The sequence below is a fragment of the Acinetobacter sp. AG3 genome, assembly GCF_022343575.1.
GTDB lineage: Bacteria > Pseudomonadota > Gammaproteobacteria > Pseudomonadales > Moraxellaceae > Acinetobacter > Acinetobacter guillouiae.
Map to the genome: position 1 here is coordinate 3,301,296 of NZ_JAKQZD010000001.1, position 24,624 is coordinate 3,325,919.

The window sequence follows — 24,624 nt, forward strand, 5'->3', positions numbered from 1 at the left end:
TGACTGTTTATGGTTTTATTTTGCTTGAATACTCAGTACTTATGATTAAATGATCGTACCTAGATTGCACAATAAAACGTCACACTGTTGATCAGTGCATCTAAAATGTAAGCCATAAAACTGCATGTTTAGGAAGCAAATTGCGTCAATAAAGTGCATCACTTTTCTTTAACATCCTGCGGTTATGCTTTAAACAGCAATTTTAACCAGAGATATTGGCATCTAAATTGCTTATATGCTGAAAGTTCATGTCAGGACATACTTGAGTAGCGACATGCCAAAATTAAGAATTGCCCTGATCGATGATGATATAGAGCGGGCATCTTTTATCAAATCCTCTTTGATCGAACATGGTTTCGATGTGGTCGCATGTCTGATGATTGACCATTTAAACAGTACCGATCTTCAACAATTACATGCCGATGTAATTTTGCTGGATATGGACCATCCACAACGAGATATTATTGAAAGTTGCGTAAGTCAGTTTGATTTGCCCACTGTGCTTTTCACTAAAAACTCGCAAAAAGACACCATCAAAAGTGCCATTGAAGCGGGTGTAACCGCCTATATTGTCGATGGGATTGATCCAGAAAAACTGGAAAGTATTTTAGAAATTTCAATTGAACAATTTAAAAAACATAAAAAACTATTAAAAGATCTCAATGAAACCAAATGCAAACTAGCAGACCGAAAAGATATTGAAAAAGCCAAAGTGATGCTGATGCAGATGCATCAAATTGAAGAAGAACAAGCCTTCAGTTTGTTACGAAAAAATGCCATGAGTCACCGTATCACCATGGGGGAAATGGCAAGAAAGTTAATCGACGCCCAAGCCTTGCTCCAAGCTAATTTCAAGGAATAAACAATGCATACACTTGAAACCACAGACATTCAATTAGGCTATATTCCTTTATTGGATTGCACTGCAATACTTTGGGCACACCATCAAGGCTATTTTACCGAGCAAGGTCTGAATGTTACGTTGGTAAAAGAGCCTTCATGGGCCAGTCTACGTGACCGTTTAGCTTTTGGTATTTTAGATGCCGCACATTGTCTTTCTGCCATGCTTCCCGCTGCTGCGACAGGCAATGATCAACTGGGTATTCCCTTACAAACCGCATTGGTGTTGAGTACCAATCGCGCATTTATCAGCTTGAGTCAAAAATTGTGTTATGAGTTAAAAATTCACACGCAAGATACTGCGCAAGCGTCAGCAGTGAAAGTGGTTCAAGCCTTAAAACAAGGCGATAAAATACAACTGGCTCATGTGTTTAAACAGTCCATCCATCATTATTGTTTAAGAGAATGGTTGGCTTTGGCAGACCTAGATTTGGCCAAAAAATATCAACCCTCCACACTGCCCCCTTCCTATATGGTGGATGCGATTTCATCACAACTCATCGATGGATTCTGTGTCGGTGAACCTTGGAATATCCAAGCGCAGATTGAAGGTTATAGTTATGTGATTGCCGAGAGTAAACAGATTATTCCTGAAGTCGCGGATAAAGTTTTGGCGACCACCCATGAATGGGCAAACAAGCATCCGAATACCTTAAACGCATTGCAGACAGCGATTCAGCAAGCACAGCATGATTTAAGCACCTTGCAATCACTGCAACCTATATGGCACATGTTAGAAGACAGCGAGATTATCCGCTTTAACTGTTCACATTTGGTGCATACCTATGCGTTTCATAAAATACAAAATATTATTCGCTCTTTTGGGACACAGGAGCGACCTAAACCAGATGATTTTGAATGGATTATTCAACAAATGTGCAAATGGGATAACTTAGAACTGGATACAGCACAAATCAAAAACATTTCGGCACAATGCACAGGACATTTAAATGAATAGGCTAATGAAATTTTTAATCGTTAAATATTATTTTTATAATAGATCCAAGAATAGGCTTGCGTCATAAGTCATTTTTAAACCAAGTCTTGTACTAGATTAAGTCAACATAAAAGCACCCTTATCCTAGCCTTCACCCAAGGGGAGAAAGGACTTTGAAGAGCAATATGATTCACTCAACATGATCATTTTTTAATAGATTCAAAAGTATGAGCCAATGTCCATCTCATATTCTAAAAGATTACTAGACATTGGCTCATGTTTACCGCTTAGAATTTAACGATATCGCCTTTTAAAGCCACACTCGCAAGTGCTGTACCTTTATAACATTGATATGTTGTGGTGTTTTTTGATTCATTTGCTTTGAAATAGCTCACAATATTGGTCACTGCATTAGCACCTTTGTCTTTTGCAGCGTTTTGCAATTGGATTAATGCTGAACGTAATACATGATCACAAGCCTTTTCCGCAGACTTTCCAAAACCATTGGTTTTTTTATTGCTGACAACCGCCTTTTCTAAAACTTGACCACCAGATTTAGTCCCAGCAAGATAAAATTTTACCGATCCATCTAAAAATCCATCAGCCACAGCTTGATCTACAGCTGCTTTAAAATTGAGATTATGAACAGTGTCTGCAGCCTGTGCAGAGACGATTCCACCAAAGCATAAAGTTGAAGCAACAACCAAGTGTTTAAATGACATCGTTTTTTTCCTCTTTTAAGTATGTTTTAAAATAATGGAGGTGTTAATCCCTCCGAATGCAAAATTATTGGTCATGATGGTTTTTGCATTCATCTCTCGTGGTTCCCGCACGATATAATCTAAATCACCACATAATGGGTCAATTTCATCCAAATTTAAAGTATGGATAAACTGTTGGCGTTGCAGCATTTCTATGCTCAGCCAAGCTTCGATTGCACCACATGCACCTAGAGTATGTCCAAAATAACTTTTTAATGAGCTGATCGGTTTTTTACCAAATATACGTGCAGTAGCTTGGGTTTCGGCAACATCGCCTTGATCTGTCGAAGTCCCATGCGCGTTGATATAATCAACCTCTTGCGCAGAAATTGCGGCATCTTTAAGTGCCATGCGCATGCATCTTTCCATCATTTCTGAATTTGGACGAGTAACATGTTCACCATCGGTATTGCTGGCATAACCGATGACTTCTGCATAGATCGTTGCACCACGTGCCAGCGCATGCTCATACTCTTCTAGCACTAAACAGCCAGCACCTTCACCAATCACCAATCCATCACGATTTTTATCAAATGGCCGTGGTGTTTTTTCAGGGGTGTCGTTCATCCCGCTGGTGGCTAATAACACATCGAATACAGCTGAACCTGTCGCACTGAGCTCCTCAGCACCACCCGCAAGCATCAGCGTTTGTTTACCTAGTTTAATTGCTTCAAACGCCTGTCCGATGGCCATTGAACCTGAAGTGCAGGCACTTGATGTGGGTAAGGTTAAACCTTTTAAACCAAAATAAACCGTCATATTCACAGCGCTGGTATGTGACATCATGCGAATATACGTGGTCGCATTTAAACGGCTCATGTCGTTGTCTATGAGCATTTTCCCAAACTCTTTGACCGCATCGACACTCCCCGCAGAGGAGCCAAAAGCAACGCCAGCATCGCCACTTTTCAAAATAGGATGATCGATCAAGCCTGCATCTGCCAATGCTTTTTCAGCACAAATCACCGACATCAATGCAACTCGTCCCATACCTCGTGTCACTTTACGATTAAAATGTTTGGGTACCTCAAAGTGTTCTACTGGGCCTGCAATTTTACAACGTAAATCGGTATAAATTTCCCAATCTGGCATCACACGAATGCCATTTTTTGATGCTTGGAATTGGGCAAAAATTTCATCGGCCGTTTCACCCAGTGAAGTGATTCCCGACATTCCCGTCACAACAACACGTTTCATTAAATCAATCCCCCATTCACAGAAATGACTTGCCGAGTAATATAGCTTGCGTGATCAGAGCAGAGAAAGTTCACGGTATGCGCCACTTCATCGACCTGTCCCATACGTTGTAAGGGAATCATTTTTAAAGCATGTTCTTTTACTTCTTCTGTGACCATTTCCGTTTCAATCAGCCCCGGCGCAACGCAATTCACGGTAATTTTTCTTTTTGCCAGTTCTAAAGCCAAAGCTTTGGTCGCACCAATTAATCCCGCTTTTGCTGCACTATAATTGACTTGACCACGATTACCCATAATGCCAGAAACAGAAGAAAGCGTGACAATACGCCCGCCTTGTTTTAGGCGAATCATCGGCATCACTAAAGGTTTTAATACATTATAAAAACCATCCAATGAGGTCGAAATTACTTCATCCCAGTCATTGTCGGTTAAAGCTGGAAATGCGCCATCATGGGTTAAACCTGCATTTAGCACTACACCATAAAATGCACCATGAAGCTCGATATCTTGTTCCAGTATCTGTCGGGTATTTTCACGTTGGGTGACATCAAAAAGTAGCGCATAACTGTTTTGCCCCAACGCTTGGATTTCAGCGACCACTTGCTCAGCATCAGCACGTCTAGAACGTGCATGCACCACCACATCAAAGCCAGATTTTGCTAAAGTTAAAGCAATTGCTTTACCAATTCCTCGACTAGATCCCGTCACTAATATTCTTCTCGACACACTTAATTCCTACTTATTGCTCAGCTTTCACAGGTGGTTCATAAACACTTAAAACTGCGCTAATTTTATGTTCTTCATAGCTTATTTCACAAGAGAATTGTGCCAAGCCTTCATGTAAATATTGTTGTTCAGCCCGAATGGTCAATGTTTTACCAAATTCAAAATAAGCCAAAGGTAAATTTAATTTGCGTGTTCCGAGCAAATAACCAATTTGTGGCGTTTGCCCCATTTTTTGTCCTTTTGCACCGGCAAAGGCACTAATCGTTTGTGCCATGAGTTCAATACTACTCCAAGTCGGCAAACCATGTTCATCACTAAACATCAATTCAGGAGTAATGGTTAGGTTGGCAAGTGCAAAATTTTCCCCTAGCTCAAGCAGTTGATCAACAAAAACCATCGGTTTTTCATGCGGAATAAATTGAATAGCATCTAAACTCATTTGATTTCAGTTCCAAAAATAAGGCTGACATTACTACCGCCAAAGGCAAATGAATTACTCATCACAAAACGCACAGGATCAGATTGAGCAGTTTGATTTAAATCATCCTGTTCAACGTAATGCTGATCATCCAATTCAGGATCAATCATGCCATTTTGATGAAGGGGTAACCAGTTTTGATCTTTAAGCACTTGCGTACAAATATAGGCCTCCAATGCACCCGCAGCACCTAAACAGTGTCCAGTTTTATGCTTAGTACTACTCATTGGAACGGCATAGTCCTGAAAGACCTGTCGGACTGCTTTAATTTCCATATCATCATTGTGCGTGGTTGCGGTGCCATGCAAATTAAGATAATGAATATCTGAAGCTTTTAATTGCGCCTGATCCAGTGCTTTTTGCATTGCAGTTGCTGCGCCTTTGCCCTCTGGATGCGGAGCAGAAATATGCCATGCATCCATGGATTCACCCGCAGAAATCAACATGATCGGCGCTGGTTCTTTACTGAGTAAAAATAAGCTTGCGGCCTCACCAATATTGATCCCATCCCGCTGATATCCACATGGGCTACAGATACCTGCACTCAAATTTTCCAAGCTGTTAAAACCATTTAAGGTCAGTTTAGCGAGGGTATCTACGCCACCCACCAATACAGCATCAGCAAGGCCTGCATTAAGCAAACGTTGCCCACTGGCAAAAGCTTTGGCACTTGAAGAACAGGCCGTAGAAATCGTATACGCAAGACCATCCCAGCCCAAATAGATTTGTAAAGCTTTGGCGAGATTACCCATTTCCTGCTTTTGCTGTTGAATCACGGTTTCAGTTTGGCCTTGAAAGTAAGCTTTTAATAAGGGTTCATTGTCCGAAATACCCGAAGTTGAAGTCCCAACAATAATCGCAAGTCGTTTTTTATCAAACTTAGCCACATAGTCACGTAACTCAGATTCACATTGTGCAAGCGCAGTTAAGGCAAAACGTAAATTACGAGAGTCATAGTTTTGTAGCACCATGGGAATATCGCTACATAACGGATGTGGATAAGCACCCACCCATACAGGCTGATCAAAAATTAAAGATTTATTCAGGGTTAAACTGTTTTCCAATGAGGTCAATTGTGCCTTGACCTGTTCAGGATGATCACCTAAAGCAGATAAACTGGCTGAACAATGAATGCCTACAGCGGGATGATTTAAATCAATCTTTTTTGTCATTTTTTTGCAGATCTTCCACTTCATTTTGCTCTAATGAATTGTCTTTCAAAGTATTTTCCACAGGGCTAAAGATCATTTGATAAGGAACTTGCAGGTTATCCAGCTCAATATGATCAGCACGCGTTTTTATCGTTAAAACATTTTTTTGATCAATCTCAATTTCAGTCTGATCAACGCCCTGTTTCACTTTAACATTTTCTAAATGATTTTTTGCAAAATCAGGATAAGTTGCAAACAGAATATCTCGAACCACAAAATCAAAGGGTAACAAACGCATCGGTTTTATCCTTTCATGCACCTGTACTTTTTGACCATCGAAATCCAGTCTAAACAGTTGCTGTCCAGTTAAGCTTAAAGCAAACATTTGCAAGTTTTTCGCCTGCTGTTCTTGGTAGAGTAAAAAGCTAAAACTTTGATTTTTCCAGACAACTTCAACTTGATCTTGACGCTGATAATGCGCCAAGGCTGGATCAGCAGACCAAACCACAGGAACCAGACCTTGTGGCTGTGGATACATACTTTGACAGGCACCCAGCGCTAACAACAGACTGATGCTCATTGTTTTTAACCAAATTTGCATTATTCGCTCTCAAGTATTTTGCTCTGTTCCAGATCATGACGACAATACTCAGCCAAGGTATTTAAGCGTTGTCGTGCATTGCGATAGATTGGATTAGTTTCATCCCAAGCATAGCCCGCCAATAATGACGCAATCATACGACGGATTTTTTCATTTTGATTTTTTGAAAATACCACATCTTGAAACTCACCGTCGTACCATGCTTCTACATAAGCGCGAAATACTTTGATTCCTTTACGCAAAGGTTTTTCATATTCTTGCATCCAGTCTACTTGCCCACCTTGTAAGACTTGATCGACTAAAGGTACCGCCAAACTTGAAGACTTGAGTGCAATGGTCACCCCAGATGAAAACACAGGATCTAAAAATTCACCCGCATTGCCCAGCAAAGCAAAATTGCGCTGTGCCAAGGTTTTAACATTTGCTGAATAGCCCACCAAAGTACGGATTGGCGTATCAAACTTCATATTGCGCAGTACCTGCGACAAACTCGGTTCATCTGCAAGAATATCTTTAAATAAAGCCAATAAGGCTTCAGGCTCATCAGAGATATAACCATAATGATCAAAGAAATCCTGTTCAGCCACAATCCCAAATGAACAACGACCATCTGCAAACGGAATTAACCAATACCAGCCACGGTGATCTTTTTCATGTACCGTAATCAGGATTTTATTTCGGTCAAATTCAGGATCATCCAAGATCCCATCTTCAATATGACTAAACACCGCACGGCGTACTGGAAAATTTGAAGGACTTTCCAGATCAAGAAGTTTCGGCAAAATACGGCCAAAGCCACTGGCATCCAGTAAAAATTTAGCCTGAATTTGATAGATATTTTGCTGCTCATCTTTAACCGTTAATAGAGGATGATCAAGCTCTACATCAACTGCAACAACCTCATGTCCAAAACGAATTTCAGCCCCATATTGTTCAGCTTGCTGTGCTAAAAGATGGTCGAAATTGGCACGTCTAATCTGCCATGTCGTTCCAGGACCTTCACTAAATTTTTGAGTAAAATCGTAGTAGCTGCGTTGATGACCACGTAAGAATGCTGCTCCATTTTTAAATTGAAATGCATATTCTTCAACATGTTCACGAACTGTGTCTAATAAACCGGCCTCTTCTAAAAACACCATACATTGTGGCAAAAGTGATTCACCGATCGAAAAGCGAGGAAAATGCTGCTTTTCAATGATCACCACTTGATAACCTTTGTGTCGAAGCAGTGCTGCTGCGGAACTTCCCGATGGTCCTGCCCCGATGATCACGACATCTGTTTGTTGTAAATCTAAACCCTTCATGTATTCACCTTAATGTTCAGTTCTTTGACTGATTAATTGATTTTGATTTAATTTTGAGTCTGCCGGAGTAAACAGCGTGGCATAGATAAACGAAAAAATTACCCCAAAAAGAACCGTTAACCCAAAACAATGTATTGCATAAGTATGGCTTAACGCCAATAAACCGAACCCCAACAACGTCGACATCATACAGAGAAATAATGCCATCCCGACCACATGCGGATGATCGTGCCCTTGACGGTAGAAAATGGCGTAATCCACACCAATCCCCAAGATGAGAAAAACTCCCATTACACTAAATAGATTAATCTCAACGCCCATCCATGCCTGTAATGCAAAAGTGCTCATCAACGCCAAAGTCACAGGCACCATCAAAGCAAACACCGATTTAATCCCATAGATCAGCATTAAACCGATCGCTAAGGCAATTAATGCATAAACAAAAAGATATTCAGCTTGGATCCGATGGTCTTGGAATAAGCGCGATAAATTATGTACAGGGCGAACCAGCTTATTCTGCTGATCTTGCAAAGCCTCTACAGCTGTTACATCTTTTATGCCTTGAATCAAAATCAATCTTTGCTGCGAATTAACCTGTAAGAATGCCAAAGGATGGGCAGCAAACTGATCTAAATTTAACAATGATTGTTGAGACAATCTTGCTTGCCAACTCAGGACATCTTTAGGATCAAGTTGCATCGCGCTTGCATATTCCACCAGTACTGATTTTGGAATTTTCTGTAGCGCTTCAACATTCTGCTGTTGCTGTTCCAGCGAAGGAATCGTTTGCCCTATTGCTTGAAATCCGTCAATTTTGCCCTGTTGTTTTAACTGAAAAAGCGCATGGATCAAGTGTTGTTCTTGCCTTGCAAGGTCCTTTGCTGAATTTGCATAAATTGCAAAATAATCACTGCCCTGCGCTTGCCCAAAACGAGAACGGATATATTGATCTTCCTGCTTTAAATGTTGATCCATACTTTGTAAATTACGCACATCATCATTACTTTTGATCAGCAGCAAACTTGATCCTGAAACCACAAAGATCACAAAAATCAACAGATAACGCTTTGTTGCGTGCGCTAAAAAATAATTACGCCATGTGCCAATAAAGCTTAATCTGCGTATTGCGGGTTCAGCATTTAAGGCAGGTAAACGCGGTAGTAATAATAGACTGGTGATTCCAGCGGCAGTTAAGCCCACCATTGAAAATACGGCAATCTGCTTAAAGCCCGGAAAAGGGGTGAAACTTAAAAATAAATAAGCCAGCAATGTGGTTGAAAGCCCGATCAACAAACTGGGTAAAATCGGCTTTAATACGGCAAATCCATTGAGATGTCGTTGCTGCGATTGCATCGCCATAAAGTAAAAGGAAAAATCGACACATACCCCAATCAGACTTGCACCAAAAACCAAAGTCATCAGATGTATTTCGGAAAATATCCAGTGGGTTACCGCAAAAGCCACCATTGACCCAGTGGCAACCGCAATAAACTCAGTCAACATCGGGCGAATGGAACGGAAGCCAAACCAGACCAAAAGCAAGACACCGATACTCGAACCCACGCCGATTGTAGAAATTTCATTCTTTGCAGATTGGGTACCAAAATGCGAAAAAACAATTGTTCCAGTCCAGTGCGGTTTCACCCCGATCTTGCTCAATTGCTGATTAACATTAGTCATCCATTGGGTAGTTTGTTCTTGATACTCAATATCATAAGGACTTTTTAAAAGTTCTAAATTAAATAGTCGGGAATAACCTTGCTCATCCGCAATTGTGGCAAAACCATCTTGTATTTCGATATTTGAATGCTGTTGCAGGCTTGCAAGCCCCATGGCATAACGTGGAAATAATAACAATGGATCTTGTTGAAGTAAGCCCTCAGTGATTGGCATACCCGGGCTCATGATTTGCATCAAACTTTGTTCAGTCAGTGCCGCATAATCCTGTTGTTTTAAGATTGCTTGATCTTGCGAACTGATTAAGCCTGCATGATGTGCATATAAAGTTCTGGCAAAATCTTCGGTATCAACTTGTGCTTTTAATGGCTTAAACAAATTCGACTGTTGGACACCCGCCCTTAATATCTGTGTTGCTTGCTCAATTTGTTCAGATGATTTTGCATCAATCACCAAGAACACTTTATTGTTCAATTGCTCACTAACATAGTGTTCAGTTTGCTCAAGCTGTTTGTCCTGCTTTACTTTTGGTAGTAAAGCAAAAATATTGGTCTGGATATGAATGCCTTTTTGCATCCATGTAAATCCCAGTCCGATCGCAATGATGACTAAAAATATCAACCAAATTGCAGTGAGTTTATTTTGCCAATTGGAAAAGTGCATTCTCAGACGCCGATAAAGTTTGAGGTTGAGCCGTCTGCTGACTAAAATTGATAATCGTCATATTATTGGCTTGTTCAGTAATCACAATACGATTGACATAACGTCCACCTTGCGCATTCACTTTAACAAACAATTTTTTAAACAACGCGCTTTTCGGGGTCAATGTGACATCCCAAGCTGATGTTGTGTAATTGGCTGCAACCACATTAAAATTTTTGGCTAAGGCTGTTTCATCGCCTGCCATTAACTGTAAAAACATGGTCGCTACTGAACCATATTGACTGTTATTAATCTCAAGTTGACTCATGGTTCGCTGGGTTTTTTGTAGCAACTTTTTTGGGGTAACAATCAAATCTGCTTGAACAGGCTTTTGAATCTGCCAAATCACCCCTTGGCTTTTGGAAAATAAAACCTGCCCATTTGAGCTAAAAGTTTTATTTAACGAGGTGAGCTTTTTTTGCTGCTCAAAATGGGCGCGAACTACAGGTGTTTGGGAAAGCTGTTGAAAAATTTGCCCAACTTTAGAACTTTCCGCATAACTTGCCAATGGAAGTGCCGTCACAACCATAAACATCATACTGGTGATGATCAGTTTGATTTTATTTTTAAAATTCAACATTTTTTATGCCCCCCTATTTGGTCTTAAATTCAGACCAGGCATATAGGCGGTCTAAAAATACTTGTGGTGACTGAAAGCACATTTCTCGAGTTTCTATCTCGACTGCCACCTGACTGGTAAAACCTTTGGTGAGGCGTTTACCCGATTCTGCATCAAAAATCTGATACTCGATTTTTAAACGGTTTTCCCATTCTTTTAAAGTCGCACGTACTCGAATATGTTGCCCAAAAATAATACCCTGCGCATAACGGACATAACTTTCAATCACGGGCCATGCATAACCTGAATCTTTCATTTGATTATAGTTATAGTCAAATTGATCCAACAATTTGCAACGGGCAATTTCAAAATATTTGAGATAATGCCCATGCCAAACCACATTCATGGTATCTACATCATGAAATGGCACATCAATAATGACATCAGCATACATCAGCGTTCTCCTGCTTGTGCTGCAACAGATTGCAGTTTAACAGACTGAGATTTTCAAGATGATCCACTATCGCTTGTAGCTCTTTTTGCAATGGACGATCTTCTTCAACAAAATGAAATTCTTTCAGTACCCAGTGTCTAAACAAACCCAGCACTGGACTTAATTGTTGTGCCAATCCTCTCAGTTCAATTGCTTGAACCGCAGCACAGCTCAATGCAGCAATCACTTGTTCGGTCAATAAAATCACCCGACTCGCATCACGTGCGGCAATCGTGCCCATACTGACTTTATCTTGATTATGGCACTCGGTTGAACGTGAAAAAATTGAAGCGGCAAGCGTCTGTTTAAGCGCTTCGGCAGTCCAAGCTGACACGCCTATCTGTACGGCTTTAAAACCATGATTGAGTGGTAAGCGATCAGTTTTAGCACCAGTCAAATTGCGCGGTAAACCATGATTCATTTTATGATCGACCAACTGTGCAAGCTGACGATCCATCAAATCAGCAATATTGGCAATCATAATTTTTAAGCTATCCATAGCCTGAGCGATATGTCCACCATAGAAGTGCCCACCATGTAACACGCGTAAATTGATCGGATCAATTAAAGGATTGTCATTGCTTGAGTTCAATTCATTTTCAATAAATTGTCTAAGCCAAGTTTTAGAATCTTCAAAGATTCCAATAATATGTGGTGCACAACGCAGCGAATAACGATCTTGCAAACGTGGACTTTGATGCTCTGTTTGTACTTTATCGTTTAACCATTCACGCAGTTGCTTGGCAATCTCCTGCTGACCTGCATGTGGTTTCTGGGCAAATAACACTTCATCAAAATGGCTTGGATTGCCCTCTAATGCCAACACATTTAATGCTGTAATTAAAGTACTTGCCAAACTAATCTGCTCAGCTTTTTTATAATTTAAACAGGCCATTGCGGTCATTACCGCAGTACCATTCATAATGGCAAGCCCTTCTTTGGGTCTGAGTGCCAAAGGCTGTATCGCATATTCAGCATAAACATCTGCGACTGCCACGATATTGCCTTGATAGTAAACATCCCGTTCACCGACCAATGCCCCTGCAATATAGGACAATGGAGTTAAATCACCACTGGCGCCGACTGAACCTTCTGAAGGAATCACTGGAATAATATTTTCATTAAGCATCCAAACCAAACGCTCAAGTAAAGCATGTGATACCCCTGAATAGCCACGTGCCAAAGAACATAATCGAGTCACCATCACAGCACGAGCAGTGATCAAGTCCAGATTTTGCCCTAAACCACAACCGTGAAAACGAGATAAATGCAAAGGCAATTCATTGACCTGATGTGCAGGCACTTCAACCAAACAAGAATCGCCATAACCTGTGGTTACCCCATAGATGACACCTTCTTCTTGTAATAATTGATCGAGAAAATCAGCACCTCGTTGAATCAATGCCTGCCAACTTTCAGACTTAGGCAACGCCACTTTGAGCTGTTGATTTGCGACAGCAACAACCTCTTCAATTGAAAGTGGCTTTTCTCCGATGACAAGTGACTGCATTTTTATTTGTTCCAAAAATTATAAAAATTAAACCATTGATAAGGTGCATCTACGCAATGCTGTTCGACCAATTGAACATAGCGTTGTATGACTTCAGCTATGGCTTGGTTGCGGGTTTGCCGCGGAAAATTAAGTTTCTGAGCGATTGAGTGGATATGCACATGAAAGTTGTCTTGCTTGCGATAACAGAAAACCGCCAATATCGGAACTTTGAGTAAACTTGCTAAAATCCAAGGTCCTTGCGGCCAAGCGGACTCATCAGCTAAAAATTTAAGATTTTCGACACGTTGCGATTGAACCGGCACTCGATCTGCTGCCACGATGATCCACTCACCCTGATCCAGTTTCTCCTGCAAAAGAATCGCAGTATCAACGCCAAGTTCATCGACCGAAATCAGATGCACATCGGCTTTTTGATTGAGCTTTTTAAGAAATTCATTAAATTTACTGGCATGTTTTTGATAAACCAATACATTGATTTTTTGTTGGTGATCAGATTTGATCGCACGTAGCAATTCGATATTGCCAAAATGCGATACCACAATGATCGCACCTTTTTTATAATTTTCCTGAAAATGCACATGCCCATGCAAGATCAGCTTTTCTTCTGCGACTTTTCCCAGCCAACCTTCAATTTTATCCAAAATACACTCACCAAATGTCATCAAATGAATATACGAATGACTCATATTCGGTTGATGTGAAAATGGTGACTTTTCTTGAGCAAAATGATGCAACTTTTGTAAATAAAGCAATGAAGCCTGACGTGCTGTGCGAGAAAAAATCCAGTACCACATGATGATGAAATACAGCACCAGCTTACACAAAAAACGCCCACCAAAACGATAGCAGCAAAGCATTAACATCAAAGGCAATATTCCCCCCTTTTCTTTAAGCTCACTCCATCGTTTTGTATGTGATTCAGTCATGGGCTGAACCTTTGGCTTTTTGCGCCAATAATTTTGGTAAGCGAATTAACATGCCTGCAAAAAGTCGCGCATGTGCTTTACTGAGTCCTAAATTATCTTTCCACACATTAAAATGTGAAATACCTTGTTCTGGATAAATCACAGCAGTAGGCACATTGATAAACTGAACTTGTTCCCACTTTAGGCGCACTAGAATTTCACTATCAAAACCCATGCGTGGTTGGAATTTTGCTCGATTGAGGACGTGAATGGTTTGATCAAGTGGATAAATACGAAAACCGCACATACTGTCTTTGATTTCAAGTGACAAGCTATTAATCCAAACCCAGACATGGGTGACATAACGACCATACAAACGCTTTTTCGGTACCGTTTCATCAAAGATCGGCTGTCCCAAAATCATTGCTTGAGGATGCTGTTCTGAGATGGTGATGAATTTTTCAATATCCTGCCAGTCGTGCTGCCCATCTGCATCAATTTGTAAAGCATGTGTCCAGCCAAGATCTTGTGCCTGATATAAACCTGTCATCACGGCCTGACCTTTGCCCTGATTGGTCGCGTGCTCGACCAGATATACATTTTTATGCTGCTGCGCCAATTCTTGCAACAAGGTCGAACATTCAATATCGCTACCATCATTGACCAAAACCACTGGCAAATCATAAGGGTGAATATAGTCCAGTAATGCTTTGATATAATGTGGATGGTTATACACAGGAATCACAAAACCCAATTGATATTGCTGCATCTTCTGTCTCCTAAGCTTTAACCGTAGTAGCAAAAACCAAACGTCCTGATGCTAAAGATTGTTCAGCCTGCTGCAACTGGAAACTGATTTTATCTGCTTTACGCTCAAGTTTAAGCAAAACCACGGCATGCGGTTGGATCAATTCCTGAAACTTAATTTGTTCTAATCCTGTACACCAATCTAGATCAGCCCAGATCTCTTTAGCGAACTTTTGAATAAAAGCAATTTGCCCAACACCAGGATAAATCGGGTGATCAGGGAAATGCCCATTAAAAGCAGCCAGTTCAGGAATAAATTCTAATTTAAATTCTGCGCTATTGGCATCAATATGCGATGCTAAAACCACGGGTAAATTTAAGTTTTCAAATAATGATTTCATATAATTTTTATTGAGCTTTGATTGGGCGTTTTTCGGTAATTGGCTTAAAAAACGCCACTGCCTCGGTATCGCAATATATTCCAATTTATCTGCAAGTTGTTGTTTTATTTTTGCGACAAATGCACGCTTATGACTGTGTTTAAGTTCTAATTGAGCTTGTTCAGACAATACCGCCACACATGCCAAAATTTGTCGATGATCCTTTTCAAAGATCAATGTATGACATTCACTAACTTCTGGCAATTCGACAATACCACTTTCAATAGAATCAAGACTTAAACGCTTTTCTTCAAGCTTAACAATACGGTCTAAGCGACCTTGAAGCTGAAACTGACTTTTTCGATCATTAGGCACAGACACTTCGACTTTATCTGCGGTATAGATCCAATCATTGATATAGGCATGTTGAGTCAAGACACCCAGTTCACCTGCATCCGTAACACTAATTTCGACATCTGCAAACGGGGTCCAAAGCACCTCATCTTGTGTGCGATAAGCAATACCGCCCGTTTCGGAACTACCAAAAATTTCGGTGATACTGGCATTGAGCAGCGGACGCACTCCAGCATCCAGTTTACCACCTGAAGAATAAACCACTGAATACTGCTCAAGTAATACATCAGAAGTCCAACGTTTTAAAAGTGCTGGGCTGGAAACCACATAATGATTTGAACCAAAGTGATCGTGGCTTAAATGCTGTAATTTTTTTTGTGCTTCAACCACATCTTCAGGAAATGCCAATTGTGGATTATAAAAAGCTCTGCCACTGGCAAGTGGCCAAAGTAATTTAAACAATAGACCATAAATATGTTGATGACTGACTGTAGCAAGCGCTAGTGCATTTTCTGCTAGATCAAAACTTTGATCTAAACCCTGTACTTCATTAAGCAGCTGTTTTAGGGTACGCGGAATCTTTTTAGGTTGCCCTGTAGAACCCGAAGTATAAAAAAACACTGCTGCACGATTTAAAAAATAATCATTTAGATCAATGTGTTGAGCATCTTCAACCACAGGATTAATCTGTTTATATTGTCGTTCAATAAAATAAATATTCTGAGCCGCTAAGCTTTTTTCCAAATCACGCACACGATTTGGCGGGAGAATCACCTGTTTATCTGCCAGTAAAACTGCAAAAAATAACACTAAAAAATCATAACTGTCATTTTGCCACAAGGCCCATGCACTTTCAGCGGATTGTTCAATGTGTGTTTTTTCACTCAACACCTCCTGCCAAAATTGGGAGAATGTTTTGACACTAAAATCAGAGGTGATACACAGACATTTTTCAGCATGAATGTGGCTTTGAAAATGACACAACATAAGCGTTTATTTTAACTCGTATGATTTTTAGCTTGATGAATTTTTCGCAGTACAAATTCACCTGCAAATAACAAACCCATCAAAAGATAAGAAATAAAACCATTATAAAGTACCCACATTTGAGTACTGCTAAATAACACTGTATAAAGCGCAATACAGGCATTTAAAATAAAAAAGCCACACCAAACAATCGTAACATTTTTGGTCCAGATCACCCCAGACGCGGGTAAATCAGGTTCAACCAAACGTGCAAAACGCTCAATCATTGAGGGTGGTTTGATTAAGGTGGTCGCAAAAATTATCAACGCGCCCACACTCATCAATACTGGATACAGCTTTAACCAAGCATGATCTTTTAAAATCAAACTCAGCCCACCACAAATAATGGCAAACCAAGTCAATGGCCACATAAGATCGCTTTTTTTTAAAAATAAGCGTGATCCACCAAGCAGAACCAACAAAGCACTCACCCAAATAAAATGACCATGCGCTAGGCTGTAGCCCACGATAAATGGGTAAAGTAAAAATAAGATGGTGACTCCACTGCGGATCAAATGCTTCATTCTGCAGACATATTTTGAATCACAACCACAACATCTTGCACTGTTCTGACATTTTTAAAATCTTCAGGTTTAACTTGCTTACCGGTTAATTCTTTAATTTTAACAACTAAATCAATAGCGTCGATGCTATCAACATCTAGATCAGAATACAGGTTTGACTCAAGCTGGATATCAGTAGGTTCAATTTCAAATAGTTCTTCCATCCACTCACGTAGATTTGTTAAGACGATTTCTTCAGATAACATAACGACCTCTTAAGCAGCGCGTTGCGCTTCAACCAAGTCCACTAAACTTTGCACAGAGGCGAAATGTTGCTTGGTTTCCTGTGATTCAGCATTTAAATGAATGTTATAGCGTTTTTTCAAAGCCAAACCTAATTCTAGGGCATCAATAGAATCCAGCCCTAATCCATCACCAAAGAGTGGTGCATTGGTATCAATATCTTCAATTGAAATATCTTCCAAAGCCAACACATCAATGATCATTTCTTTTAACTCATCAGCAAGATTGCTCATTTGTAGATAACTCTTGTTTAATTAACGCTTGATTAAATAAGTTGTGCAAAAAATGATTGAGCTGTTTCACCTGTTTTGAGTTAACAGCAGCATCATCCAATATATCGTGTACATGTACCGCATCTAACACTGTAATCTGAATGTGAAATGGTTCATTTGGAATGTGATACCACTTTTCATTTTTGGTCAGTGTCGAGGGCGTGCATTCTATCAAAATCGGACGAATTGGAACATTCGCTCGAATCGCAATATTTGACGCACCACGTTGGAATTCATTCAGTGATGCGCCCTTTTCTGTTCGTGTCCCTTCTGGAAATATCAATAATGAGGCTGCATCTTTTTCTTGGAGTTTTTTAACGCAGTCCAAAATGAATTGCTCAGACCCCTCATTTAAAATATAACCTGCACTACGCACTGGCCCCAATGTAAATGGATTACGCCAAAGTGCTTTTTTTACAATACAGTTGGCCTTCTCCATTAAGCCAATCAAAATCACCACATCAATCAAGGTTGGATGATTTGCAATGACTAACTCTTGACGGCTATGGGCCAGCTTTTCCAAGCCTTCGACTTCATAGGTCATGATGCCCAATTTAACCATCATTTCAGTAAAGCCTTTAAAGCTATATTTAATGGCTTTTTGCGCACGATCTTGTCTTTTTCTTGTATCAAATGTGCTGACTTTCACCAATGGTGCAACCACACCCCCAATCACAATTCCGCCCAAGCCAAAACTTGCAAAACTAAAACCTGTAGCACCAACACGCCAAGCGTAATTTAACTTTTTCTTTACTTTATTGATATTTAGCATTTGACCCAAGCACCCTTTTCTATCAGGTTTTGATTGTGCCAAAACGCATTAAAATCTTGAGCCTCTAAATATTTGCTCTGTTGCAGTTGCAGATTTTCTACAGCAATTTTTAAATTGGCATTTTCTAAACTGACCACTCCAGCCAATGAAAAAGCTTTAAAATTCTGATACTCATCATATATTTCTGGCAAGGCTTGGTCATAATAAATCACCAAGGCATTTTTGGCATTGTGGTGGGTTTTTAAATAAGCATAAGCTTCGACTAAAGCTTCAGACCATGACGCTGCCAAACTGGTCGCGAGCGTATCATCTTGACAAAATATAGAATACAAACCTGAAACTGCATTATGTACAGAGGTTGAAAAAAGTGTCGGAGATGGGGTTTGGTCTGACAAGACATCTTGTAAAATTTTAAGTGTTTTTTCTTCATCGCCATATTGTGAGCTCCAAACAATATAGTCGACCTGAATCCCCTGCAAACTTTGAATTGCACTATTCAGTGCAATTTTAGCAATACTTGATAACCGTCTACGTTGCATCGCAGGAATTTTTTCAAGTGCTAAAAATGTATCACCATCTTCGCTCAAGGTGAGCCTAGAAATATTTAATTGAAGCATGTTTTATTCATCAACATCAGCTAATTTAATTGGCTTAAAAAGCCTTCTTTAGACAAATTATAACATTTGAATAACAATAAATACAAAAAATACAATTGAACTTTGTCTAATAATTGGTTTCTTAATTAAAAGATCCTCTTGCAACACTATTTTTTACTGCAACAGTTTATTCAATCCCACTTCATCAAGTGGCGTATTATACTTATAAAACTTATTTTAAAAGCTTGTTTACTGTTAATTATCGCTAAGTAATGCTGTTTTTTTATATGACTGTGTTGATGACAGACTCAGGCTCTTATACAAAATGGTAACTCGAAATAACACAGTATTTTGAACAGTCGATTGCTCTCTAAACAACATATCTTTGCTACAACAAACCTAAGCTTTTAACACAACTATTTATACAACTCCAAATTGTAATTTTCCTGTAATTGCTGATTTTAAATCACAATGGATATTTTAAGCTGAACATTAAAGATCTTTCATAAATCAAAAAAATGATCATGTGGAGTAAAGCATTTTGGTATTGAAAATTCCTTCTCCCTCGGGAGAAGGCTAGGATGAGGGGGATTTTATGTTGATCTATGGTTTTAAAAAGGACTTATGGAACAAATTTATTGTTGGCATCCCTTTGCCATGGCTGATTGATTGCTACACGTCATGATCAGCCAAACATACATCTAACAAATCAGCCTGCTGCACTTTCCGCAACCCATTGTGAAAATTTACTTGGAACACCTTTGGTATTTTCATCAAAGCCAAAGAACTTAACACCATCTTCAGTATCTGAATAAGCCGCCATGACTTTTCCTGTTTTGGTATTGATCGCAATGACAGCCTTACTCGAACCCGCCCCACGTGGGTCATAACCACTGCCTACCAGCCAATCACCCTGACGCTGCATTGCACTGGATACCACTAAAGCTGAAGTGAGATTTGCATATGATTTGCCAACTAATTGCTGAAAACGAGCTTTCCAAGGTGCTGCCTGTATAACGTCATGTGGGTGTTTACCATCTGGTTTCGCCATACCTGTTGTTGGAACAGGACGTGTACCGCACTTGCTTTTGATTTCTGACTCATAGCCGATATTACCAACTTCTTGTACATCGATAGTACGCCCAACCTTATCGGCACAGTCAGCCCATTGTTGTGGTGTTTTTGCCTGTGCAACAATTGGCGTAATCAGCATACCCGCCAATAAAAAACTAACAATTTTCATGATTTATTTCCTTTAAACTTTAAATATGTATTTAATTTAACATCGCGATAACAATGGTCTTTTAATAACCTGAGCTTTTAACCAGTTTAGCTGTATCTGCTTTTTGGACTGATACCAATTTTGCCAGATCAGTACCATCACTTTCGCCCTTATAAACCGCATATTCTCCAACCGTTACAGTTGCATGTCCTGTATAGCCAATATAGCCTTCCTTGGGTCTTTTGTTGAGTTTCAATGCCTGAGCTGCCTGTTGAGTGTCACGGAAACAGAACCAACGGGAACGGCGATCATCCGGCTTACGTGGTATCAACTGATCTGAAGGCGCACTGGGATGAAAACAGATAACATCACCTGCCACTTCATCATCAAAATAATATGAATATTCTCCATTTACTGTAATTTGACCACGATATTGATCAAATTCCTGTGTGCTTTTTTGCAGTTTCAAGGCATCTGCATGTGCAAACAAGGGCAAAGCTAAAATACTGCCCAGTAAAAAATTAACCGCTTTCATCATTTTTATCCTTTAAAAAGATCCGATCTTTTATTTAAATATACATTGTCTTTCAAATGCTTATCTCGGGTTTATCACAATAGGCGATGTGACTTAAAGCAGAACCGCTATGTATTACCACCAATAAAATATACTGGCGCCCGGCTCGTAATAAGTACTACATGCTGAGTAAACCACTTTACACTCTTGCTTGTTTTTACTTTGACATTCATAAGCAGCTAATGCTTTGGCGCCTGCGGGCGTACGATCAATTCTAATCACAGACTCTTGACCACCTTGAGTCGGATCAGCCAAGGCAACACATTTATTGTTATAGGTAAAGATGACTTCACAATTTTTACCTCCCTTTTTTTGGCAATTTTCCAAGGCTACTTTTTTTGCCCCACGTTCGGTTCTTGTCGCTTGGGCATAACCTGTAGGTCGAGATGGTGCTGCCTTATCTTCAGCAATCGCGCCCCAACGCTTTTCCCAAAGTGAGGGTTCCCATTTATATGTGCCACCACCGCCACCACCATTACTACCGCCACTTGGAATCGGTGCACACCCTTGCAGGCCTTGCCCACCAATTGGATAATAACCAGGAGGACAATTGCCCTCTGCGGCCACATGGCCTGACCACATCAAAACAACAAACGCCAACACAAGCGTGTTTGCAATCCCCATGAATTGTTTTAAATAGTGTTGCTCTGCGATCGTGAATGTTTTAAGCATAATAAAAGCCCTCATGGCCAATAACCACCAATAAATTGAATGATTTTTACTTAGAAAAAACAAACAATATATGATCAATTTTCTGATTGATGGAATGTTAATATTTTATCTAACGTTCAAACTTAGATTAAAACTTCTACAACTTTTTTCTGCAAGTCATTTTTTATTCATTAAATTTTCTCTAAGCATTCTCATTAAGATTAAATGCAGAGCAGCTAAACACAAACAATTAAATCATGTGAAAAATCAATACAAAAACATGTTTTAAAACAGCAAAATACAGATAAACTTAACCACATCATCCTTAATTAAATCGCCAGTAAACATGCAACACGATATGATGACCAGCCGAAGTTGTGAAAACAATTCAACTGAATCATTGCATGTATTGGCTAAAAGCAGACTGACCGATTTGAATAAAGCGATAAAACAAAAATCGTAATGTATTTACATAGCAAGGAATAAAATGAAACTGACAAGGATATGCACTTTACTGATATTGCCCATCGTTTTAACAGCATGCCAATCCAGCACGGTAAATAAGTTGATAAGAGATCTGCCCTCTCCTGATGGCCGTTTTCATGTGGAAGTTCTTCAGTGCCGAGCCAATGATGTAATGTTTGGTGGCGCAACCCAAGTTCAAATTTCAGTTCTGAAAAAAGGTGAAACTGAAAAATGTCGTTCATTTATTAATGCTTTGGCGCAATTTGATGTAAGAACCATCGACTTTGGCGCAAAGGATAATGCTTTGCACATAGTGTGGCTGTCAGACACTGAACTTAGTGTGTGGCATCGTAGTTTTGCAACATCTCAAGGCAAGAATTATATAGGGCCTGATGTACAGCAAAGTCAGGCTAACTCTCCAATTAAAGTGATTTTCTCGCCTTTGGCTGCGCAAATTGGAATACCATCTCAGATTAAAAAATAAAGCGCTATACACAATCAACTGTTGTATAAATCGTCTAGTTTTGATTGCTGTTGTGATAGCGCAAGGTTTGGTATCCCCTACGAAAAGTGAGGCATTGCCTACGCAAAGGTATTTAAACTTTGAATGTAAGCTGTGGCATCGCAAGCTTTTGATAATCAAAAAATTTATTTCCCCTTGTGATTGATATTAAATAAGAAAAATAATTCTAACTCAAAAGTATATCTACAAATGCAATGAGCATTTTTGATCAAAAACCCGTACCAACGTATATCAATAATAAGCAACAACACTGTACACAGCACAGCTAAAAACAAGCACCCAACTAATCACATTAATTCATAAACTTTTCATAAAAAATGATAAGGGCGTCAAATACAAATTAATTATGCACAAAATACAAAGTTATCTATTGTGATGTAAGTCACTATAACCCTGCATTTATTTAAGTACATTACTATTTTATTAAACAGTGCGACTAAGTGTAATTTATTGAAATCATAAAAAATGATTTTAAATAAATATTAAAAATCAACCTTCTAAAATGAATGGGTTTTACTATGAAATTAGCTCTATTAAGTACTGCAACTTTATCTGCTTTAACACTTTCTGTTTCAGCTTTCGCTGCTGATCCTGTAACTGTTAACGGTGGAACAGTACATTTTACTGGTGAAATCGTAAATGCAGCATGTGCTGTGAGTACAGAATCTTCAAATCAAACTGTTGATTTAGGTCAATACCGTACTGCACGTTTAGCTGTTGCTGGCGATAAAACAACTCCAGTACCGTTCCAAATCAAACTTGTTGACTGTGATCCAACAGTTCAAGCAACTGCTGCTGTTGCATTTTATGGTCAGTCTGTAACGTCTAATGCAAACTTACTTTCAGTTGCTGCTGGTGGTACAAACTCTACTGCTGCAACAAATGTAGGGATTGAGATTGCTGATGACACTTCAAAAATCCTAGGTGTTACTGGTGCTAGTTTCTCTACACCTAAAACATTGATCACTGGTGATAACACACTTCAATTCAGCGCTCGTTATGTAGCGACTGGTGCATCTACACCTGGTCAAGCAAATGCTGATGCAACTTTTGTAGTGAAATATGAATAATTTATCTGCCTAAGATAATTATTAACTATTTGATTACATGAGCTTATTTACCATGAAAAAGTATATAACCCTGATTGCTGGAATATTAGTAAGTACTCATATTTACGCAGAGAGTTATGTGTTTGGTGGAAGAGCTCATTTTCAGGGAGTTTTGATAAATCAAAGCTGCTCAATCTTGATTGAGAATAATGCTGCTGTATCTATTAAAACTCCCAATTCTCCAATTCAAATCAATTTTTCATTATGCCCTGTGAGCATTTACGACAATCTTGCCATTGGTCTATCTGAACAAAATAAGCCAACCCATGAGATGTTTTATACAGATCCAAAAGCAAGAAATGATTTTGATATTCATCAAGAATTAAACATTCAAGGTCTTGAACAGGCCCGTCTGAATCAGAAATTTATTCGACAAATTGATCGACCTGAACGTTATGACAGTTTCGCTAAAAATAGGATTGGTATTCTCCTCAACCAAACTTCAGAACAGTCATCCGCTCAAGCATCGAATATTTTAATTTCTGTTTTTTATCCATAAATGAATTCTAAGGACTTATATGAAACTGAACTTATTTAAAAATGGTGTTCTTAGTATAACCTTAGCCTGCTTAGCATCTACCAGCTTGGCCAATAACAATATAATTGGCGGTATATCACTTGGGGCAACTCGTGTTATTTACCCAACCGATGCCAAGCAAGTTTCATTAGCTATTGTCAACAGCAACAATAAAGAACGCTTTTTAATTAACTCATGGATTGAAAATAATTTAGATGAAAAATCAAAAGATTTTCTGATTACTCCGCCCTTATTTGTCGCAGAAGCAAATAGCGAAAATACTTTAAGAATTGTCAATGTTGCCACCAACTTACCCCAAGATAGAGAGTCGGTATTTTGGGTCAATGTCAAGGCAATTCCTTCGATTGATAAATCGACTTTGATTGACAAAAATATTTTGCAACTTGCTGTTTTATCTCGAATCAAACTGTTTGTTCGTCCAATAAATCTAAAAACCAAACCTGAAGCCGCATTAGAAACACTTAAGTTTTCAAAATCAGCAGAAGGAATCATGGTGAATAATCCATCTCCTTATCATGTTTCTTTTGTGAACGTTTTTGTTGATAACCAAAAAGTGCCAAATGTGATGGCGAGTCCTTTTGCCCAAACAAAAATTTCAGCAACTTCAGGCAATAAGCTGAGTTATCAAACGGTCAATGATTACGGTGGTTTAACGGCTAAAGTTGATTTAGAACTGAAGTAATAAT

At 39.3% G+C, this 24,624-nt stretch carries 28 protein-coding genes; 6 read left to right on the plus strand and 22 right to left on the minus strand.

Translation table 11 applies throughout. The features are described 5' to 3' along the window. Positions 1–274: 274 nt before the first annotated feature. Complete coding sequence (locus L3V46_RS15265) at positions 275–862, plus strand: ANTAR domain-containing protein (RefSeq protein ID WP_239046163.1); 588 nt, start codon at positions 275–277, stop codon at positions 860–862. A gap of 3 nt (positions 863–865) precedes the next feature. Further along, positions 866–1,858 (plus strand): ABC transporter substrate-binding protein, encoded by a 993-nt coding sequence (locus L3V46_RS15270; protein ID WP_239046164.1) that lies wholly within the window; start codon positions 866–868, stop codon positions 1,856–1,858. Positions 1,859–2,124: 266 nt separating this feature from the next. On the opposite strand, the gene L3V46_RS15275 is transcribed toward L3V46_RS15270, so the two are convergent. The 22 genes from L3V46_RS15275 to L3V46_RS15380 form a co-directional block, all read right to left on the minus strand. Beyond that, positions 2,125–2,559, minus strand: coding sequence for an excinuclease (locus L3V46_RS15275; protein WP_239046165.1), 435 nt, complete (start codon positions 2,557–2,559; stop codon positions 2,125–2,127). A 15-nt stretch (positions 2,560–2,574) separates the two neighbouring features. Next, a complete protein-coding gene (locus L3V46_RS15280; RefSeq protein ID WP_239046166.1) occupies positions 2,575–3,795 on the minus strand; it encodes a beta-ketoacyl-ACP synthase in 1,221 nt (406 codons plus the stop codon). Further along, the gene (locus L3V46_RS15285) at positions 3,795–4,520 is read right to left on the minus strand and encodes a 3-ketoacyl-ACP reductase FabG2 (RefSeq protein ID WP_004819879.1); all 726 of its coding nucleotides are present in this window, start codon (positions 4,518–4,520) and stop codon (positions 3,795–3,797) included. The genes L3V46_RS15280 and L3V46_RS15285 overlap by 1 nt, the downstream gene beginning before the upstream one ends. A gap of 13 nt (positions 4,521–4,533) precedes the next feature. Further along, on the minus strand, positions 4,534–4,959 hold the full coding sequence (locus L3V46_RS15290) for a 3-hydroxylacyl-ACP dehydratase (RefSeq protein ID WP_239046167.1): 426 nt from the start codon (positions 4,957–4,959) through the stop codon (positions 4,534–4,536). After that, positions 4,956–6,170 (minus strand): beta-ketoacyl-[acyl-carrier-protein] synthase family protein, encoded by a 1,215-nt coding sequence (locus L3V46_RS15295; RefSeq protein WP_239046168.1) that lies wholly within the window; start codon positions 6,168–6,170, stop codon positions 4,956–4,958. The genes L3V46_RS15290 and L3V46_RS15295 overlap by 4 nt, the downstream gene beginning before the upstream one ends. Further along, positions 6,154–6,750 (minus strand): DUF3261 domain-containing protein, encoded by a 597-nt coding sequence (locus L3V46_RS15300; RefSeq protein WP_034613973.1) that lies wholly within the window; start codon positions 6,748–6,750, stop codon positions 6,154–6,156. Before L3V46_RS15300 ends, L3V46_RS15295 begins: the two co-directional genes overlap by 17 nt. Beyond that, positions 6,750–8,054 (minus strand): NAD(P)/FAD-dependent oxidoreductase, encoded by a 1,305-nt coding sequence (locus L3V46_RS15305; protein WP_034613976.1) that lies wholly within the window; start codon positions 8,052–8,054, stop codon positions 6,750–6,752. The genes L3V46_RS15300 and L3V46_RS15305 overlap by 1 nt, the downstream gene beginning before the upstream one ends. Before the next feature lie 9 nt (positions 8,055–8,063). Next, complete coding sequence (locus L3V46_RS15310; RefSeq protein WP_239046169.1) at positions 8,064–10,394, minus strand: hypothetical protein; 2,331 nt, start codon at positions 10,392–10,394, stop codon at positions 8,064–8,066. Beyond that, positions 10,369–10,968, minus strand: a complete 600-nt coding sequence (locus L3V46_RS15315; RefSeq protein ID WP_239046784.1) for an outer membrane lipoprotein carrier protein LolA — start codon at positions 10,966–10,968, stop codon at positions 10,369–10,371. The genes L3V46_RS15310 and L3V46_RS15315 overlap by 26 nt, the downstream gene beginning before the upstream one ends. Before the next feature lie 58 nt (positions 10,969–11,026). Further along, positions 11,027–11,446: an acyl-CoA thioesterase gene (locus tag L3V46_RS15320; protein ID WP_239046170.1), complete on the minus strand. Its 420-nt coding sequence runs from the start codon at positions 11,444–11,446 to the stop codon at positions 11,027–11,029. Beyond that, the gene (locus L3V46_RS15325) at positions 11,436–12,995 is read right to left on the minus strand and encodes an aromatic amino acid ammonia-lyase (RefSeq protein WP_239046171.1); all 1,560 of its coding nucleotides are present in this window, start codon (positions 12,993–12,995) and stop codon (positions 11,436–11,438) included. Before L3V46_RS15325 ends, L3V46_RS15320 begins: the two co-directional genes overlap by 11 nt. 2 nt (positions 12,996–12,997) lie before the next feature. Then, entirely contained in the window at positions 12,998–13,924 is a 927-nt protein-coding gene (locus tag L3V46_RS15330; protein ID WP_239046172.1) for an acyltransferase, read from the minus strand. Continuing rightward, on the minus strand, positions 13,917–14,672 hold the full coding sequence (locus L3V46_RS15335) for a glycosyltransferase family 2 protein (RefSeq protein ID WP_239046173.1): 756 nt from the start codon (positions 14,670–14,672) through the stop codon (positions 13,917–13,919). Before L3V46_RS15335 ends, L3V46_RS15330 begins: the two co-directional genes overlap by 8 nt. A gap of 10 nt (positions 14,673–14,682) precedes the next feature. Beyond that, positions 14,683–16,371, minus strand: coding sequence for an AMP-binding protein (locus tag L3V46_RS15340; RefSeq protein WP_239046174.1), 1,689 nt, complete (start codon positions 16,369–16,371; stop codon positions 14,683–14,685). An 11-nt stretch (positions 16,372–16,382) separates the two neighbouring features. Continuing rightward, on the minus strand, positions 16,383–16,934 hold the full coding sequence (locus L3V46_RS15345) for a septation protein IspZ (protein WP_239046175.1): 552 nt from the start codon (positions 16,932–16,934) through the stop codon (positions 16,383–16,385). Continuing rightward, the gene (locus tag L3V46_RS15350; RefSeq protein WP_239046176.1) at positions 16,931–17,179 is read right to left on the minus strand and encodes an acyl carrier protein; all 249 of its coding nucleotides are present in this window, start codon (positions 17,177–17,179) and stop codon (positions 16,931–16,933) included. The genes L3V46_RS15345 and L3V46_RS15350 overlap by 4 nt, the downstream gene beginning before the upstream one ends. 9 nt (positions 17,180–17,188) lie before the next feature. Beyond that, on the minus strand, positions 17,189–17,449 hold the full coding sequence (locus L3V46_RS15355; RefSeq protein WP_004819853.1) for a phosphopantetheine-binding protein: 261 nt from the start codon (positions 17,447–17,449) through the stop codon (positions 17,189–17,191). Continuing rightward, a complete protein-coding gene (locus L3V46_RS15360; RefSeq protein ID WP_056516375.1) occupies positions 17,433–18,260 on the minus strand; it encodes a lysophospholipid acyltransferase family protein in 828 nt (275 codons plus the stop codon). The genes L3V46_RS15355 and L3V46_RS15360 overlap by 17 nt, the downstream gene beginning before the upstream one ends. Beyond that, positions 18,254–18,877 carry a beta-ketoacyl synthase chain length factor gene (locus L3V46_RS15365; protein WP_239046177.1) on the minus strand — a complete coding sequence of 208 codons (624 nt, stop codon included), beginning with the start codon at positions 18,875–18,877 and terminating at the stop codon, positions 18,254–18,256. Before L3V46_RS15365 ends, L3V46_RS15360 begins: the two co-directional genes overlap by 7 nt. Before the next feature lie 688 nt (positions 18,878–19,565). Continuing rightward, positions 19,566–20,099: a hypothetical protein gene (locus tag L3V46_RS15370; protein ID WP_004722210.1), complete on the minus strand. Its 534-nt coding sequence runs from the start codon at positions 20,097–20,099 to the stop codon at positions 19,566–19,568. A 61-nt stretch (positions 20,100–20,160) separates the two neighbouring features. Next, positions 20,161–20,613: a hypothetical protein gene (locus tag L3V46_RS15375; protein WP_239046178.1), complete on the minus strand. Its 453-nt coding sequence runs from the start codon at positions 20,611–20,613 to the stop codon at positions 20,161–20,163. Between the two features lie 114 nt (positions 20,614–20,727). Then, on the minus strand, positions 20,728–21,324 hold the full coding sequence (locus tag L3V46_RS15380; RefSeq protein WP_239046179.1) for a DUF4189 domain-containing protein: 597 nt from the start codon (positions 21,322–21,324) through the stop codon (positions 20,728–20,730). A gap of 466 nt (positions 21,325–21,790) precedes the next feature. Here L3V46_RS15380 and L3V46_RS15385 point away from each other — a divergent pair, with 466 nt between their 5' ends. The 4 genes from L3V46_RS15385 to L3V46_RS15400 all read left to right on the plus strand — a co-directional run bounded on the left by L3V46_RS15385 (position 21,791) and on the right by L3V46_RS15400 (position 24,620). Further along, entirely contained in the window at positions 21,791–22,252 is a 462-nt protein-coding gene (locus tag L3V46_RS15385; RefSeq protein ID WP_239046180.1) for a hypothetical protein, read from the plus strand. 557 nt (positions 22,253–22,809) lie between these two features. Continuing rightward, positions 22,810–23,361, plus strand: a complete 552-nt coding sequence (gene fimA / locus L3V46_RS15390; RefSeq protein ID WP_016539504.1) for a type 1 fimbrial major subunit FimA — start codon at positions 22,810–22,812, stop codon at positions 23,359–23,361. Between the two features lie 52 nt (positions 23,362–23,413). After that, positions 23,414–23,899: a hypothetical protein gene (locus L3V46_RS15395; RefSeq protein WP_004819841.1), complete on the plus strand. Its 486-nt coding sequence runs from the start codon at positions 23,414–23,416 to the stop codon at positions 23,897–23,899. A gap of 19 nt (positions 23,900–23,918) precedes the next feature. Next, positions 23,919–24,620, plus strand: coding sequence for a fimbria/pilus periplasmic chaperone (locus tag L3V46_RS15400; protein WP_004722216.1), 702 nt, complete (start codon positions 23,919–23,921; stop codon positions 24,618–24,620). Positions 24,621–24,624: the final 4 nt, after the last annotated feature.

Bases quoted from the DNA above. Each gene is read 5' to 3' on its own strand.
- L3V46_RS15365 (WP_239046177.1), bottom strand. From the start codon at position 18,877: ATGCTTCAATTAAATATTTCTAGGCTCACCTTGAGCGAAGATGGTGAT.
- L3V46_RS15315 (WP_239046784.1), bottom strand. From the start codon at position 10,968: ATGTTTATGGTTGTGACGGCACTTCCATTGGCAAGTTATGCGGAAAGT.
- L3V46_RS15375 (WP_239046178.1), bottom strand. From the start codon at position 20,613: ATGAAAGCGGTTAATTTTTTACTGGGCAGTATTTTAGCTTTGCCCTTG.
- L3V46_RS15350 (WP_239046176.1), bottom strand. From the start codon at position 17,179: ATGTTATCTGAAGAAATCGTCTTAACAAATCTACGTGAGTGGATGGAA.
- L3V46_RS15305 (WP_034613976.1), bottom strand. From the start codon at position 8,054: ATGAAGGGTTTAGATTTACAACAAACAGATGTCGTGATCATCGGGGCA.
- L3V46_RS15280 (WP_239046166.1), bottom strand. From the start codon at position 3,795: ATGAAACGTGTTGTTGTGACGGGAATGTCGGGAATCACTTCACTGGGT.
- L3V46_RS15325 (WP_239046171.1), bottom strand. From the start codon at position 12,995: ATGCAGTCACTTGTCATCGGAGAAAAGCCACTTTCAATTGAAGAGGTT.
- L3V46_RS15385 (WP_239046180.1), top strand. From the start codon at position 21,791: ATGAAACTGACAAGGATATGCACTTTACTGATATTGCCCATCGTTTTA.
- L3V46_RS15265 (WP_239046163.1), top strand. From the start codon at position 275: ATGCCAAAATTAAGAATTGCCCTGATCGATGATGATATAGAGCGGGCA.
- L3V46_RS15295 (WP_239046168.1), bottom strand. From the start codon at position 6,170: ATGACAAAAAAGATTGATTTAAATCATCCCGCTGTAGGCATTCATTGT.
- fimA (WP_016539504.1), top strand. From the start codon at position 22,810: ATGAAATTAGCTCTATTAAGTACTGCAACTTTATCTGCTTTAACACTT.
- L3V46_RS15340 (WP_239046174.1), bottom strand. From the start codon at position 16,371: ATGTTGTGTCATTTTCAAAGCCACATTCATGCTGAAAAATGTCTGTGT.
- L3V46_RS15330 (WP_239046172.1), bottom strand. From the start codon at position 13,924: ATGACTGAATCACATACAAAACGATGGAGTGAGCTTAAAGAAAAGGGG.
- L3V46_RS15275 (WP_239046165.1), bottom strand. From the start codon at position 2,559: ATGTCATTTAAACACTTGGTTGTTGCTTCAACTTTATGCTTTGGTGGA.
- L3V46_RS15270 (WP_239046164.1), top strand. From the start codon at position 866: ATGCATACACTTGAAACCACAGACATTCAATTAGGCTATATTCCTTTA.
- L3V46_RS15370 (WP_004722210.1), bottom strand. From the start codon at position 20,099: ATGAAAATTGTTAGTTTTTTATTGGCGGGTATGCTGATTACGCCAATT.
- L3V46_RS15380 (WP_239046179.1), bottom strand. From the start codon at position 21,324: ATGCTTAAAACATTCACGATCGCAGAGCAACACTATTTAAAACAATTC.
- L3V46_RS15335 (WP_239046173.1), bottom strand. From the start codon at position 14,672: ATGCAGCAATATCAATTGGGTTTTGTGATTCCTGTGTATAACCATCCA.
- L3V46_RS15395 (WP_004819841.1), top strand. From the start codon at position 23,414: ATGAAAAAGTATATAACCCTGATTGCTGGAATATTAGTAAGTACTCAT.
- L3V46_RS15360 (WP_056516375.1), bottom strand. From the start codon at position 18,260: ATGCTAAATATCAATAAAGTAAAGAAAAAGTTAAATTACGCTTGGCGT.
- L3V46_RS15320 (WP_239046170.1), bottom strand. From the start codon at position 11,446: ATGTATGCTGATGTCATTATTGATGTGCCATTTCATGATGTAGATACC.
- L3V46_RS15355 (WP_004819853.1), bottom strand. From the start codon at position 17,449: ATGAGCAATCTTGCTGATGAGTTAAAAGAAATGATCATTGATGTGTTG.
- L3V46_RS15400 (WP_004722216.1), top strand. From the start codon at position 23,919: ATGAAACTGAACTTATTTAAAAATGGTGTTCTTAGTATAACCTTAGCC.
- L3V46_RS15310 (WP_239046169.1), bottom strand. From the start codon at position 10,394: ATGCACTTTTCCAATTGGCAAAATAAACTCACTGCAATTTGGTTGATA.
- L3V46_RS15300 (WP_034613973.1), bottom strand. From the start codon at position 6,750: ATGCAAATTTGGTTAAAAACAATGAGCATCAGTCTGTTGTTAGCGCTG.
- L3V46_RS15345 (WP_239046175.1), bottom strand. From the start codon at position 16,934: ATGAAGCATTTGATCCGCAGTGGAGTCACCATCTTATTTTTACTTTAC.
- L3V46_RS15290 (WP_239046167.1), bottom strand. From the start codon at position 4,959: ATGAGTTTAGATGCTATTCAATTTATTCCGCATGAAAAACCGATGGTT.